Origin of the sequence: Spinactinospora alkalitolerans, assembly GCF_013408795.1 — a bacterium.
In the GTDB taxonomy this organism is placed as follows: Bacteria; Actinomycetota; Actinomycetes; order Streptosporangiales; family Streptosporangiaceae; genus Spinactinospora; species Spinactinospora alkalitolerans.
The window spans coordinates 469975-484159 of the sequence record NZ_JACCCC010000001.1 but is presented as its reverse complement, the minus strand read 5'-3'; the positions used below and the strand labels follow the sequence as shown (position 1 = coordinate 484159).

The following is a 14185-nucleotide window of genomic DNA, read 5'->3' as shown; positions in this document are numbered from 1 at the left end:
GGGGCCCGGTCCACGGTCCGCCACGCGGCCGTCCCGGAAGGAGGGCCGGCGTCGTCCGGGAGTCCTGTCTCAGGTGCCCTCTAGGGTCGGGGCATGAGCTGGTACGCGCCTTCGACCGTGGCCGCGGGCCTGTCGCGCGACCTGGTGACCGGGTGGACGGCGCGCATCGAAGGGGAGCACCGCCTGCTCCCCGACGGGTGCGTCGACGTGCTGTGGATCGACGACGGCACCGTCCGGGTGTGCGGGCCCGAGACCGCGGCCTGGTCGTTCCGGCTGCCGCCCGGCACCGAGGCCGTAGGGGTGCGTTTCCGGCCGGGCAGGGCCGGGTCCGTCCTCGGGTTCGACACCGCCGACGTGCGCGACCGGCGGGTGTCGCTGGACGACGTGCTCGGCTCCCGGGCGCAGCGGCACCTCATCGAGCAGATCGGCGAGGCCGCCGATCCGGCGACGCGGATCGGCGTCCTGCAGGGCCACGTCCGCGGCTGGCTCGCGGCCGCACCGCCGAAGGACCCGGTCGCCGAGACCGTCTCGCGCATGCTCGCCCACGACATCGGCGCGCCCGTCACCGCCATGGCCGAGGCCACCGGGCTCGGCGAGCGCCAGTTGCACCGGCGCTGCACGGCGGCCTTCGGCTACGGCCCGGCGACGCTGCGCCGCATCCTGCGCCTGCAGCGCTTCCTGCGCCTCGCCCGGTACCCCGGCGCCCCGCTCGACCTCGCCCGGCTTGCCTTCGCCGCCGGCTACACCGACCAGTCGCACCTGTCCCGCGACTGCCGGGCCATCGCCAGGGCCACCGGGCAGGACGAGGCGCTGCCGGCGCACGAGGTCCACCGCGTCCACACCGAAGCCCTGGCCTTGGGCGACAACCTCCGGATGGACGGAATCTGCGGGCCCGCGGTGGGGGTCGCCGAGGACGCCCCCGAACAGGAACGGCTGCTCGCCTTCCTCGGCCGCACGCCCTGAGCGGAGGCCGTGGCCGGCGGGCGACGCGCCCGCCTCGGTACGGTCGGGCACAAGCATGTCCGACAAAAGGCTCTTGACACGACGCCGGCGCCGGGTGCGCCGGCGTCATATCCCGGTCCGCCGACGCGCCGGCCGGATGGCGAAATGGTGGCCGGTGACCAGGCGTCCCACGGCCTATCCGGCCTTTGGCGCACCGATCCTCGCACCAGGTGACGGCATTGTGGCGCGCTCCCGCGACCGCATGCGCGACCACCGCAGCCGGGATTCGATACCGGCCGCGTTCTGCATGGTCCTCGCGGCCTCCCGGGCCGCGGAACGCGATCCGTGGCTGCTGTTCGGAAACCACGTCGTCATCGATCTGGGGGGCGGCGTGCACGCCGTACTCGCCCACCTGCGTCGCGGAACGATCCGGGTCCGGCCCGGTGACCGCGTGACGGGCGGACAGCCCATCGGACAGTGCGGTAACAGCGGCAACAGCAGCGAACCCCATCTGCACTTCCAGCTCATGGACGGCCCCGATGTCGCCGTGGCCAAGGGGCTGCCCTTCTGCTGGAGCTTCGAGGTGGCAGAGAGCCTCCACAGCGGTGTGCCCCGGGCGCAGGAGCCCTTCGTCGCACCGGAACCGGACTGATCCGCTCGCAGGCCGAGTGGTGGCGTCTCTTCCGTCATTCTTCCGAGGAGCCGGACGGGGCGCGTGCCGCTCAGTCCCGCGCGCCCGGTCCGGCGATGAGTCGGTCGCGGTCGGTCGGCACGGACCGGCGGCGGCCCTGATCGCGGCGGGGGTCGACGAGCTTCCGGCCGACCGGCGCGGCGCGGAACGGATCCGGGAGTTCACGGCCGACCGGAGTCGATCCGGCCCCGGCCGGGTCAGCGGCGGCGGCCGAGGAGCAGGATCAGGGCCGAGGTGATGAAGAGCAGGACGGCCGCGACGATCATCGGGACGCCGATGTAGCCGAACAGGTCGAACGCGCCGGACTCGGTGCTCGCGGCCGTGACCGGGTCCCCGGGGTCGTCCGGGTGGTAGGCGACCGTCAACTCCTCGCCCTCGTGGTGGTCGGAGGGGTTGAGGCCGTTCAGCGCGACGTGCTCGTGGGTGCGCCCCTCGGCCTCGTAGCTGACGTAGACGTCGACGTCGGTGTCGAGGTCCCCGTCGCTGTCCCGGCTCGTCGTCTCCACCCGGTCGACGACGACGGCGTCGGCACGCCCGGTGTGGTCGGTGTAGTCCAGCCCTCCGACGAGGGTGAACACGACGCCGAGGATGAGCAGGATGAGCCCGAACACCCCCGCGATGATCGCGCCGACGATGCGGACGGCTCCACCACCGCCCGAGGACCGGTAAGGGGGCCGTCTGCCGTGGAACCGGTCGTGCGGCTGGAAACCTGGAGTTCTCATGGGGATCTCCGGACGGCGGGGGAACAAAAAGTACCGAGGTGGGACGCTGGTCGGACCTCCATGGTTCCATCCCTGGGGCCCGCCGAGAACAGGCGGAACCCGGTGACCGCGTCGAGCAGCCCGCCGCCTTCTCCGTGCCCGGCCGTCGCCGCGTCCCCCCGGAGTGAAACCGGTCCGACCGATCAGGCGCTCCGGTTCCCGCTCAACGCGGTCGTTCGACGGGTCTGACCGATTACGGCCATGGACGATCTTTGCGGACGGTCCACACGGGTGCGCTCCGCCCCGGACGCACACCCCGAGAACGGGCGACACACGGTGGGATAACAGCGGAAGAACCGCCCTCGCCTCTCCCCGATCGGCTGAACATCGCCCCGAAACCGGACCGATTCGGTGGAGATATTCACGGTTGAAATCGGCGAAGGCCGTCAACTACAACCGAATGAACAGAGGACGCGCTTTCAATATGCGATTCGCGCCGGAGAGAATTGTTTATCATCCCCCTCTGTTTTTCCGGACACCAAAGAAAGCAGGAGTGATCTTATGAAGCGCCTCACCGCAATCGCCTTCGGCTTCACCGTCGCGGCCGTGGCGAGCGTGGGAGCCGCCGGCGCCGCTTCCGCGGACGAGGGCCCAGCAGGTAAGGAGGTCGCCGAGAGCGTCTTCGAGTCCAATGATCCCGAGGCGACCTACGAGGGCCTGTCGGACGCGGAACGCGCGGCGTTCGACTCCTACGTGCTGCCGGCCGAGCAGGACGTGCAGACCGAGGTCGTCGAGCCGCAGAACGACGTGGCCCGCCAGATCGAGGAGAGCGGCGGCGCGCCGGAGACCCTCAACGACGCGAGCGTCGCGGGCTGCTGGGTCGGCCGCGCCGACGGATCGGCGCAGGCCGCAGCGGGCAACACCCTTTACACCTTCTACGTCGAAGGCAGTTGGTGCTCCAACGGCGTGACGGTGACCAGTGCCTCCTACGACCGCGCCGGCGGCGAGACCAGTACGCCGGGCTGGCGCTACGAGGGCGTCAACGACTTCGCCTCAGGCGTCTCCGCCGGCAACCAGGGGGTCGCGTGGGCCCAGCACAGCTTCGTGCTCGGCGCCGGCGGATGGGACATCCAGCACCCGCTGGAGTGCATTCGTTTGAGGGGCGCCGCCAACGGGAACGCCTACGCGGATTACACCTGCAGCGTGAATTTCTAGTTCCCGGTATCGGCCGCCGTGGGGCCGCATTCCGACCGAGAGGCCGCGCGGCCCCACGTCTCGCAGTTCTCACGCTGATCTCGGGGCGCGGGGAAGGAAAAGGAGACCATCATGACGACGATTGGAAGTCGCCGCCAAGCGGCCGGCCGTTTTCCGGTCTTCGCTGCACTGAATTCCGTCCTCACGGCCATAGCGGTGGCCGCAGTGATTTTCCTGCACGCTTTCGCCGCTCCACTGGCGGTCGTGTCGGGCGTGCTCGCCGGAGTCGGCGTGAAAACCGATCCGGGCCGCCGCAACTGGCACCTCGCTCTGCTCGTCGTGAGCGCCCTGGCTCTGCTGGCGTCCCTCGTCCTGACCGGCCTGCTCTGGAGCACCGGCAACCCCGCCCCCGAGGCGACCTCGGCCCCGGCGCCCTGATCCGCGTCCGGCGATCGGGCACCGGCCGCGCCGGCGGCCCCGATTCCTGCCGACCGAATACCCGGTCAGGGCTCCAGGCCGTTGACCAGCTGGGCTGCCAGGCGGGCGGCCACCTCGTCGATGTCCAGGCCCTTGCGGGCCAGGTGCCCCGACAGGGCGAGGGTGACCAGGCCGTGCAGGGCCGACCAGGTGAGGATGGCGAGGTCCCGGGTGTCGCCGCGGCGGACCGCGCCGCTCTGCTGGCCCCGCTCCAGCGCGTCGACGAAGAGGCCCATCGCCGCCGAGGCCGCTGCGTGCAGGTCGTCGTCGCCAAAGCGGGTCAGGTGCTCGCCGAACATCAGGCGGTAGTGCTCGGGGGAGGCCAGGCCGGCGTCGATGTAGGCGGTGCAGCCCCGCCGCAGCGCCTCGGTCAGGGACGGGGGCGCGCCGCCGTCCCCCTGTGCCATGGCCGCGGCGATGTCGCGGTGCAGCCGCTCGAAGCCCTGCGCCGCGACCGCCGAGAGCAGGTCCTCCTTGTCGCGGAAGTGCCGGTAGGGCGCCGTGCGCGACACCCCCACGCGCTCCCCCACCGCGCGCAGGGTGACCGCGTCCGCGCCGCCCTGCGCGAGGAGTTCCGAGGCGGCGGCCATCAGCCGCGCCCGGGTGTCGCCGGGGCCGCTCCCGCGCCGCCGCGGCGATCGCGCGGGATCGGGTTCCACGCTGTTTTCAAGCGGTTGAGCTGCGGACATGTCGTGACAGTACATGAGCGGTGTTTGACAGGGGCAATCCAGCCTCCTAAGTTGACGACGTCAACCTCAGGACCGAGCCCCGGTACGACGCCCCGCGCCGTGCGGAGAGGACGCGATGGACATCACCGTCAACGGTGTCACCACGGAGGTCGACGCCGACCCCGACGCCACGGCCGTGGAACTCGTGCGCGAGGACCTCGGCCTCACCGGAACCAAGCCGGCCTGCGGGGTGGGCGTCTGCGGGGCGTGCACCGTCCTCGTGGACGGCCGGCCCTCCGTCTCCTGCCTGACTCCGGCCGCCGCGCTCGAAGGCCGGTCGGTCACCACGGTGGAGGGGCTCGGCGGCAGCCACCCCGTGCAGCGGGCCTTCGCCGCGCACGACGGGCTGCAGTGCGGATACTGCACTCCCGGCTTCGTGGTGGAGGCCGCGGCGTTCGTCGACGGCTGGCGGGCCGCCCACGGCGACGTGGCCCCGGACCGCGCGACGATCGCCGACGCGCTGGCCGGCCACCTGTGCCGGTGCGGCGCCTACCAGGGCATCTACGCCGCGGTCGCGGCGGCCTGCGCCGGTGAGCACGACCGGGACGACGACGCGGCCCCGCCGCGTGCCGAGGCCGTGGAGAAGGTGACCGGCCGGGCCCGCTACAGCACCGACGTCCGGCCCGACGGACTGCTCGAAGCGGTGATCGTCCGCTCGACCGAGGCCCACGCCCGGGTGGTGGAGGTGGACGCCGGAGCGGTGCCGCACGTCGACCTGCTCGGGACCGACCGGACGGTGCGCTACGTCGGGCAGCCGATCATCGCCGTCGCCGCGCCCACCCGGGCGAAGGCGCTGGCAGCGGCCGAGCAGGTCACCGTGGCCTACGAGAGGCTGCCCGCCGTGCTCGACGCGCGGCAGGCCCGCGACCCCGCTTCGCCGCCCGTGTACGCGACCAAGGAGGCCCGGCGCAACGCCCGGCGCTCCGGCGAGACTCCCCCGATGCCCACGCGGTGGCGCGGCAACGTCCGCGGGCCCTTCACCATGGGCCGGCGCACCGCGACGGCGGTGCGCAGGATCACCGAGGCGGCGCGGCGCGGGGACGAGCGGCTGGTGGTGGGCGAGTTCAGCACGGCCGTGCAGGCGCACACCCCGTTGGAGCCGCACGCCTGCGTCGCCCGATGGGATGAGCGGGGCGATCTTCACCTGCACGTCTCGACCCAGGCGGTCAACCTGATCGGCGAGAGCGCCGCCAAGCGGTGGGGGCTGCCCGCCGAGCGCGTGCACGTCGTCGCCGAGCACGTGGGCGGCGGCTTCGGGGCGAAGGGCGGCCTGGACGTCGAGACGGTCGCAGCCGTCGAACTGGCGAAGGCGACCGGAGCGCCCGTGCGCGCCGTGCTGAGCAGGTCCGAGGAGCTGATCGACGCGGGCAACCGGCCGGGCAGCCGCACCGAACTGGCGCTGCTCGCCGACGAGTCCGGCGACCTCGCCGCGTTGTCCATGGACGTCTACGGCGACGGCGGCGTCTCGGTCGACACCCCGAGCGCCCTGCTGGCCATGCTGGTGTACGGCAAGGCCCCGCGCCGGCTCCGCGACTTCGACGCCGTCACCAACCTGCCCCCGGGCAAGCCGTTCCGCGGCCCCGGCGGGCCCCCGATGCTGTGGGCGCTGGAGCAGGCCGTCGACGAAATGGCGCTGCGCCTGGACGAGGACCCCATCGCGCTGCGCCGCCGCTGGGACGGCAACCCCAAGCGGCGTGCGCTCTACGATCGGGCCGCGGCCCTGCCCGCGTGGCTGGACCGCTCGCGGCCGGGCGAGCAGACCGGGCGGTTCCGGCGCGGGGTCGGCGTGGCCGCGGCGAACTGGTTCTACCTGCTCGAGCCCGGCTCCGAGGTGGAGCTGACCGTCGAGGACGGCACGATCGTGACGCGGACGGCGGTCCAGGACATCGGCAACGGGATCCGCTCCGTCCTGACCGACGTCGTCCGCGGCGAACTGGGCCTGCCCGCTGATCGGGTCCGCGTGGAGATCGGCCGCAACGGCACCGTGTACGGACCGCCCTCGACCGGCAGCCGCACCACCGCGTCCCTGGGGCCGACCGCCCGCGACGCCGCCCGGCGGCTGCGGGCCGCCCTGCGCGAGCACCGCGGCGAACGGGGCGCGGACGGTTCCGGGCCCGTACGGCTCGACGGCGCCGACGGCCTGCGCGTGGTGGGGCGGCGCCGCCGCGACCACCGCGGCTACGTCACGCCGTTCCCGCTCGACGGCATGGCCCTGGGGCGCGGGTTCAGCGGGGCCGTGCACGTCACGGAGGTCGAGGTGGACACCAGGCTGGGCACCGTGCGCCCCACCCGGGTGTGGGCCGGCATCAGCGCCGGGCACATCTACTCCGACCGGCTCGCGCGCGGCCAGTGCGAGGGCGGCGTGGTCCAGGGGCTCGGCTACGCGCTCTACGAACAGCGGCACGTCGACCCGGCCACGGGGGTCGTACTCACCGACAACCTCGAGGACTACCGCATCCCCGGCATCGGGGACACCCCGGAGATCACCGTGCACTTCCACGAGGAGGGCTGGGACCACGTCACCGGCGGCGGGGTCGGCCTCGCGGAGGTGGCGACGGTCGGCGTCGCCGCGTCCGTGGGCAACGCCGTCCACAACGCCACCGGATGGCGCCCCCGCGACCTGCCCGTCCGCCCCGACCGCCTCCGTGAAGGGATCCACCAGTGAACGCGCCCACCAGCGTCGCCGATGCGGCGACGGCCCTGCACGAACACGGCGGCGAAGCCCGCGCCGGAGGCACCGACGTCACCGCCCGGCTGCACGGCGGCCGGGCGACGGGCCCGTTCGTCGACCTCCACCGGCTGCCCGATCTGCGCGGCACCGCCTTCGGCGACGACGGCTCCGTCCGGATCGGCGCCATGACGACGATCGCCGAGATCGCCGGGGACCCCCGGCTGCGCGCCGGCCACCCCGCGCTCACGGCCACGGCCGGGGCGCTGGCCACGCCGCAGATCCGGACGGCGGGCACGCTCGGCGGCAACCTGCTGCAGCGCAACCGGTGCTGGTACTACCGCAACCCGGCGTTCTCCTGCTTCCAGACCGGCGGCGACTCCTGCCCGGCCAGGGAGGGGGCCAACCTGTACTCGGCGGTGATCGACCAGGGTCCCTGCGTCGCCCCGCACCCGTCCTCGATGGCGCTTGCGCTGCTCGCCTACGACGCCACCGTCGCGGTGCACGGCGCCGGGCCGATGGCGGTGCGCGACCTCTACGGCGACGGCTCCGACCCCACGCGCGACCACCGCCTGGACCCCGGCGGGCTGCTCCTCGCCGTCGACCTGCCCGCGCCCGCGCCGGGCGAGACGGCCGCCTACCACCGCGCCACCGGCCGGTCGAGGGCGGAGTGGCCGCTGGTCGAGGCGGTGGCGCGGCTGGTCGTCGACTCCGACGGCGTGGTCGGCGACGTCGCGGTGGCCGCCGGAGCCGTCGCGCGCACCCCGGTGCGGCTGCACGAGGTCGAGGAGGCGCTGACGGGCCGACCGGCCACACCGGAGTCCGTCGACGGCGCCCTGACCCCGCTGTCCGCGCGCTGCTCCCCACTCGCCCAGAACGCCTACAAGGTCGGCCTGCTGACCGAGACGGTCAGAGAGGTGCTGGAAAGGGCACTGGAGGCCGACGGCGAAACCCCACGGTGATCAGGGAGTCCCCGGCTGCCTCCTCCGACGCCGATCTTGTCCTTGTGGGCGTTGTCGCAGCGTTTTCAGGGCCCACAAGGCCGACTCGGGTTTCAACCTCGGCCACTGGGGGTCTTGTGACCCCGGCCGCAGGTGGAATCCGCGGTGACCGGGCGATCCTCTCGCGTGGCAAGGCCCATCAAGGGATCGCACCGGCGCCGCGCCGCCCACGCCGCCACCGTGCGTGCCAGGCCGAAACCGCGGTGTCGGTGCGCGCCGAAGCGGCGGGCCTGCTTCGCGTGCGGGTGGGCGATTTTCCGTCCACGGGCTCGACGGCCACGCGAGAGAATCGCCCACCCGCACACCACCCCGTCCTTGGGCGGGCCCTACCAACCCCCTGGGGTCAAGGTTGAGACCCAAGGCCAAGATCGACGAGAGAACCACCGTGCGCGCCCGGCGGCGAACAAGGGCACAGCGCACCTCGGCCGCCCGACCACCCGACGCGACTCCTGTAAACCTCGGTAGGGTGCACGACTTCAAGACCGGCGCTTCCATTCCGCCGACGCGTCGAGGAGCCAGTCGGCGAGGTAGCGGGCGTAGGAGGAGCGCACCAGGACCGTGTAGGCCGGTTCGTCCCCGGCGTTCTCCGCGTCGTTGAGGATGACCGCCTGGGCCCGGGCCAGCCAGGTGCGCGCGCACCGGCCCGGACCGAAGGCCCGGGGGTGCAGGTCGATCGCGCACCCCTTGGCCAGGAGGTCGCGCGCCAGGGGACCGGCGATCGACAGGACCGCGTGCTGCCCCGACGCGTCCACGACGCAGGCCCAGTCGTCCGCGAGGCCGTCGGCGGCGGCGCGCAGGTCGGCCTCCAACCGGAGGCGCTGCTCCAGCGGCGCGGTCACCAGCCATTCGTCCGGTCCGAGCCACAGCACGCGCCGGTCCCCGGTCCGGACCGCCGTGGTGGCGGCCGTGGGCAGCGCGCTGCCCAGGACCCGGCCGATCGCCGCGGCGGCCGGGCCGCCGGGGTCCGCGCGGACGGTCAGTTGGGTCCGCACCGGCTGCTCGGCGACGCGCAGCGCCGAACCGGTGGCCGCGCCGAGCCCGGCGAAGCGCGCGGCGTGCCCGGCGAGCGGGGTGACCGGGGCGCTCTCCCCGGGGAACGGAGCGCTCAGAGGAGTGTCCCCGTTGGGCGAGCCGGCCGGACCGGTCTCCCCGGGGACCGGAGTGCTTTGAGCGGCGTCCCCGGCGGGTGGACCGGTCCGGGTGCGGGCCCCGGCTCCTCCGGTGTCCTCGGCCCCTCCGGTCTCCCCCGCCGCGGCTGCGCGGGCGCGCATCGGCTCAGCCATCGCGCCTGGCCCCTTCCTGGTCGTAGAACACGGTGCCGGTGATCGTCACGGGCACGGTGCGGTCGCCGACGACCGCGCGCACCGACCCGCCCATGCGGTCGCGCCCCGCCCGCACCATGGCGAGGGCGAAGGTCCGGCCGAGCGCCGCGCTGCGGTAGCTCGACGTCACGTGGCCCAGCGCGGGCTCCGGCGACTCGGCCGGGGGCGCGTCGGCCACGAGCTGGGTGCCCTCGGGCAGCAGCTCCTGCGGGTCGGCGGGCAGCAGCCCGACGAAGTGCGCCCGGTCATCGCGGCATGTGTCGGCGCGGTCGAAGGAGCGCCTGCCGATGAAGTCGCTCTTCTTCTTGGAGACGGCCCAGTGCATCCCCAGGTCGTGCGGTGTCACGGTGCCGTCGGTGTCCTGGCCGACGACGGGGTAGCCCTTCTCGGCGCGCAGCACGTGCATGGTCTCGGTCCCGTAGGCGGTGATGCCGTGCCCGGCCCCCGCCGCGCCGAGCGCGTCCCACAGCCGCCGCCCCGACCACCAGGGCACGTTGATCTCGTAGGCGAGTTCGCCGGAGAAGCTGATGCGGCACACCCGCGCCCCGATGCCCGCGACGTCGGCCTCGCGCCAGGACATGAACGGGAAGGCGTCGTTGGCGGCGTCGAGGCCGGGGGCGAGCGCGCGCAGCACGCCGCGCGCCCGCGGTCCGACCAGGGCGACGGTGGCCCAGTGGTCGGTCACCGAGGCCATGCGCACCCGCAGGTGCGGCCACTCCGTCTGGGACCACTCCTCCAGCCAGTCCAGGACGGCCGCCGCGTTGCCCGTGGTCGTGGTGAGGAGGAAGCGGTGCTCGGCGAGGCGCATGACGGTGCCGTCGTCGAGGACCATGCCGTCGGCGGTGCACATCAGGCCGTAGCGGATCCGGCCCACGTTCAGGGTGCTGATCAGGTTGGTGTAGACGAGGTCGAGGAAGGCGGCCGCGTCGGGGCCCTGGACCTCGATCTTGCCCAGGGTGGACACGTCCATCATCGCGACGCCCCGCCGGGCCGCGCGGCACTCGCGCTGGACCGCGGCGTCCATGTCCTCTCCCCGCCGGGGGTAGAACCAGGGGCGCTTCCACTCGCCGACGTCCTCGAACCGGGCTCCGGCCGCGACGTGCCGATCGTGCATGGCCGTCACCCGGACGGGGGCGTGCAGGTGGCCGCGGTCCCGGCCGGCCAGCGCCGCGAAGCCCACGGGGATGTAGGGCGGCCGGAACGACACGGCGCCGAGCTCGCCGACGGGTCGGCCCAGCACGTCGGAGACGACGCCGATGGCGAGCACGCCGCTGGTCTTGCCCTGGTCGTGGGCGGTGCCGATGGTGGTGTAGCGCTTGACGTGCTCGACCGAGCGCATCCCCGCCCGCACGGCCCGGACGATGTCGGCGACGGTGGCGTCGCGCTGGAGGTCGACGAACTGGAAGTGCCGGCCGGGATCGTCCCCCGGGTCGGGGACGGACCACAGCGCGCGCGGGGCGGTGGCCGCCGGTTCCCGGGCCTCGGGGAGCCGGACGGGCGCGCCGGGCCGGAAGCCCGCGGCCCGCGCGGCCTCCTCGCCGGCCCGCGCACCCTCGGCCAGGCAGTCCGCCGTGCCGAACCGCCCGTTGGCCGCACCGGCCACCAGCACCGCCTCGGGCGCGCGGCCCGGGACGAAGGCCGCCAGGGTCTCGTCGTAGCGCAGTTCGCCGCGGGCCTGGGCGAAGAGCTGCAGGACCGGGTTCCAGCCACCGGAGACGCACAGCAGGTCGCAGTGGATGCCCCGCCTGGGGCCGAGCCGGCCGCCGGGACCGGTCGGCAGCGCGGCGACGTGCGCGCCGGTGATGCGCTCGTGCCCGCTGGTGCTGACCACCGCGTGGCCGGGCAGGACCTCGATCCCGGCCGCGGCGCACCGGTCGCGCCAGTGCGCGGGGACGGCGGGCCGGGCGTCGGCGACGGCGGCGACGTCGACGCCTGCCGCGGCGAGGTCCAGCGCGGCGGCGTAGGCGCTGTCGTTGGTGGTGCAGACGACGGCGCGGGTGCCGGCGAGCACGGCGTGGCGGTGCAGGTGGCGGCGGGCCGCCGCGGCGAGCATGATGCCCGGCCGGTCGTTGCCGGAGAACACGTAGGAGCGCTCGTGCGCGCCGGTCGCGAGCACCACCCGGCGCGCCCGGATGCGCCAGACGCGGCGGCGCGCCCCTCCGCCGCCGTCGGCGGGGCCGGGGGCGCGGTGCTGCAGGGCCATCAGGTGGTTGTCGTCGAAGTGCCCGAAGACGGTGGTGCGGGTGAGGAGGCGGACCTCGGCGCAGGACTCCAGCTCGGTCCGGCACCGCGCCACCCAGTCGGACCCGTCGTCCGCCGCGAGGGGCTCCCCGGTGCCGAGCAGGGAGCCGCCCGGCTCGGGGTGCTCGTCGGCGAGGACGACCCTGGCGCCGGTGCGGGCCGCGGTCAGCGCGGCGGCCAGACCGGCCGGACCGGCGCCGACGACCAGCACGTCGCAGTGGGCGTGCATCGCGTCGTGGTCCGAGAGGGCGGCCCCCGGCTCCAGCCGGCCATGCCCGTTCAGGCCGCGGGCCCGCAGCCCCTCGCTCAGCTCCACGGTCGTGGCGGTCACCATGGTCTCGGCGGTCGGCGCCTCGACCCGGACGAGGGCGGTGGGCTCCTCGGCCCCGGCGGCGAAGATCCCGCGCGGACGGCCCAGCCGCACGCTGTCGGCGACGTGGTGCACGCCGTTGGCCAGCAGCGCCGAGGCGAGGGTGTCGCCGGGACGCCCGGTGTAGGCGGCCCCGTTGAAGTGGAAGTTCAGCGTCGTACCGCGGTCGATGCGGCCGCCGGAGGGCAGCCGGAGTGCCTCGCTCATTCGATCACCGGTTCCGGCTCGCCCATCTCATAGACCCGGACCAGCTCGTGGGTCGCGGTGTCCCTGATGGCGTTGAACCACCTGCCGCAGCCCACGCTGTGCCGCCACCGCTCGGCGAAGCGGCCCTTGGGGTTGGCGCGGAAGAACAGGTAGTGGCCCCATTCGGTGTCGGACAGCGCGGCGGGGTCGGCGGGGTGGGCGACGTGCGCCTGCCCGCCGTAGTGGAACTCGGTCTCCTCGCGCGGCCCGCAGTAGGGGCAGGGAATGAGCATCACGGTGGGCCTCCATGGCCGGGCGGTGCGCACCGGCGGTGCGCGGGTCAGTGGGCGACTGCGGCGGCGCCGTGCTCGTCGACCAGGGCGCCGGTGAAGAAGCGCTCCAGGCCGAAGGGCGCGTTGAGCGGGTGCGGCTCGTCGTGGGCGATGGTGTGGGCGAAGCAGCGGCCCACCGCGGGCGTGGCCTTGAATCCCCCGGTCCCCCAGCCGCAGTTGACGTAGAGGCCGGTGAAGGGGGTGCGGCCGAGGATGGGCGAGGCGTCGGGGCTCACGTCGACGACCCCGGCCCAGGTCCGCAGCACGTGCGCGCCCGCGAAGACCGGGAACAGCTCCAGCGCGGCCGCCATCTGCCGCTCGATGACGTGGAACGAACCGCGCTGGCCGTAACCGTTGTAGGAGTCGATGCCTGCGCCGAGGACGAGTTCGCCCTTGTGCGCCTGGCTGACGTAGACGTGCACCGCGTTGGACATCACCACGGTGGGGTGGACGGGCTCCAGGAGCTCGGAGACCAGAGCCTGCAGCGGGTGGCTCTGCAGCGGCAGCCGCAGCCCCAGGGTGTCGGCCAGCACGGAGGTGTGGCCCGCGGCGGCCAGCCCGACCCGGCCGGCCGCGATGTCGCCCCGGGCCGTGCGCACGCCGGTGATCCGGTCGCCGTCGCGCAGGAACCCGGTGACCTCGCAGTCCTGGATCAGGTCGACCCCCGTCGCCGCCGCGGCGCGCGCGTACCCCCAGGCCACGTAGTCGTGCTTGGCGATGCCCGCGCGCGGCTGGAAGGTCGCGCCCAGCACCGGGTGGCGGACGTCGGCGGAGACGTCGATGATCGGGCAGACCTCCTTGACGCCGGCCGGGTCCAGCCATTCGGCGTCGACGCCGTTGAGCCGGTTGGCGTTGACCCGCCGGACGCCCTCGCGCACGTCCTGGAGCGAGTGCGCGAGGTTGAGCACGCCCCGCTGGCTGAACAGGATCGGGTAGCCCAGATCCTCCTCCAGGCCCTCCCACAGCTCCAGCGCGTGCTCGTAGATGCGCGCGCTCTCGTCCCACAGGTAGTTGGAGCGGATGATCGTGGTGTTGCGCGCCATGTTGCCGCCGGCCAGCCAGCCCTTCTCCAGGACGGCGACGTCGCGGACGCCCTGCTCCTTGGCGAGGTGGTAGGCGGTGGCCAGCCCGTGCCCGCCCGCTCCGACGATGACGACGTCGTAGGACCGCTTGGGTTCGGGGTTCGGCCACAGTCGCTCGGGGTGGTCCGGGAGCCGCGCGGTGCCGGCGATCATGACCGCCTCCTCGGGTCGGGCGGGATACGGGACGCGGGGTCGGCCGATTCCTGAGATCCAACTGGCCGACGAACTGAAATTTCAGATGTGGACTAAG

General features: G+C 74.0%; 12 protein-coding genes. 6 read left to right on the top strand and 6 right to left on the bottom strand.

Going from position 1 to position 14185, the window contains the following annotated elements:
- The first annotated feature begins 93 nt into the window (after positions 1 to 93).
- Entirely contained in the window at positions 94 to 963 is an 870-nt protein-coding gene (locus HDA32_RS02335) for a helix-turn-helix domain-containing protein (protein WP_179641598.1), read from the top strand.
- A 55-nt stretch (positions 964 to 1018) separates the two neighbouring features.
- On the top strand, positions 1019 to 1594 hold the full coding sequence (locus HDA32_RS02330; RefSeq protein WP_179641597.1) for a M23 family metallopeptidase: 576 nt from the start codon (positions 1019 to 1021) through the stop codon (positions 1592 to 1594).
- 236 nt (positions 1595 to 1830) lie between these two features.
- Here HDA32_RS02330 and HDA32_RS02325 read toward each other — a convergent pair whose 3' ends face one another.
- The gene (locus HDA32_RS02325) at positions 1831 to 2355 is read right to left on the bottom strand and encodes a DUF3592 domain-containing protein (RefSeq protein WP_179641596.1); all 525 of its coding nucleotides are present in this window, start codon (positions 2353 to 2355) and stop codon (positions 1831 to 1833) included.
- Positions 2356 to 2895: 540 nt separating this feature from the next.
- Here HDA32_RS02325 and HDA32_RS02320 point away from each other — a divergent pair.
- Positions 2896 to 3549 carry a hypothetical protein gene (locus tag HDA32_RS02320; protein ID WP_179641595.1) on the top strand — a complete coding sequence of 218 codons (654 nt, stop codon included), beginning with the start codon at positions 2896 to 2898 and terminating at the stop codon, positions 3547 to 3549.
- 111 nt (positions 3550 to 3660) lie between these two features.
- Positions 3661 to 3966: a hypothetical protein gene (locus tag HDA32_RS02315; RefSeq protein ID WP_179641594.1), complete on the top strand. Its 306-nt coding sequence runs from the start codon at positions 3661 to 3663 to the stop codon at positions 3964 to 3966.
- Between the two features lie 65 nt (positions 3967 to 4031).
- Here the strand turns inward: HDA32_RS02315 and HDA32_RS02310 are convergent, their stop codons facing one another.
- Positions 4032 to 4694, bottom strand: coding sequence for a TetR/AcrR family transcriptional regulator (locus HDA32_RS02310; protein WP_179641593.1), 663 nt, complete (start codon positions 4692 to 4694; stop codon positions 4032 to 4034).
- A gap of 115 nt (positions 4695 to 4809) precedes the next feature.
- Between HDA32_RS02310 and HDA32_RS02305 the strand changes: the two genes are divergently transcribed.
- A complete protein-coding gene (locus HDA32_RS02305) occupies positions 4810 to 7398 on the top strand; it encodes a molybdopterin-dependent oxidoreductase (protein ID WP_179641592.1) in 2589 nt (862 codons plus the stop codon).
- Positions 7395 to 8363 carry an FAD binding domain-containing protein gene (locus tag HDA32_RS02300; protein WP_179641591.1) on the top strand — a complete coding sequence of 323 codons (969 nt, stop codon included), beginning with the start codon at positions 7395 to 7397 and terminating at the stop codon, positions 8361 to 8363. Before HDA32_RS02305 ends, HDA32_RS02300 begins: the two co-directional genes overlap by 4 nt.
- Before the next feature lie 515 nt (positions 8364 to 8878).
- On the opposite strand, the gene HDA32_RS02295 is transcribed toward HDA32_RS02300, so the two are convergent.
- The 4 genes from HDA32_RS02295 to HDA32_RS02280 are packed head-to-tail and all read right to left on the bottom strand — an operon-like array spanning position 8879 to position 14088.
- Positions 8879 to 9685, bottom strand: a complete 807-nt coding sequence (locus HDA32_RS02295) for a sarcosine oxidase subunit gamma (RefSeq protein ID WP_246334207.1) — start codon at positions 9683 to 9685, stop codon at positions 8879 to 8881.
- Positions 9678 to 12542, bottom strand: a complete 2865-nt coding sequence (locus HDA32_RS02290) for a 2Fe-2S iron-sulfur cluster-binding protein (RefSeq protein ID WP_179641590.1) — start codon at positions 12540 to 12542, stop codon at positions 9678 to 9680. The genes HDA32_RS02295 and HDA32_RS02290 overlap by 8 nt, the downstream gene beginning before the upstream one ends.
- Positions 12539 to 12817 (bottom strand): sarcosine oxidase subunit delta, encoded by a 279-nt coding sequence (locus HDA32_RS02285; protein WP_179641589.1) that lies wholly within the window; start codon positions 12815 to 12817, stop codon positions 12539 to 12541. Before HDA32_RS02285 ends, HDA32_RS02290 begins: the two co-directional genes overlap by 4 nt.
- Positions 12818 to 12861: 44 nt before the next feature.
- Positions 12862 to 14088 carry a sarcosine oxidase subunit beta family protein gene (locus HDA32_RS02280; protein WP_179641588.1) on the bottom strand — a complete coding sequence of 409 codons (1227 nt, stop codon included), beginning with the start codon at positions 14086 to 14088 and terminating at the stop codon, positions 12862 to 12864.
- Positions 14089 to 14185 lie beyond the last annotated feature (97 nt).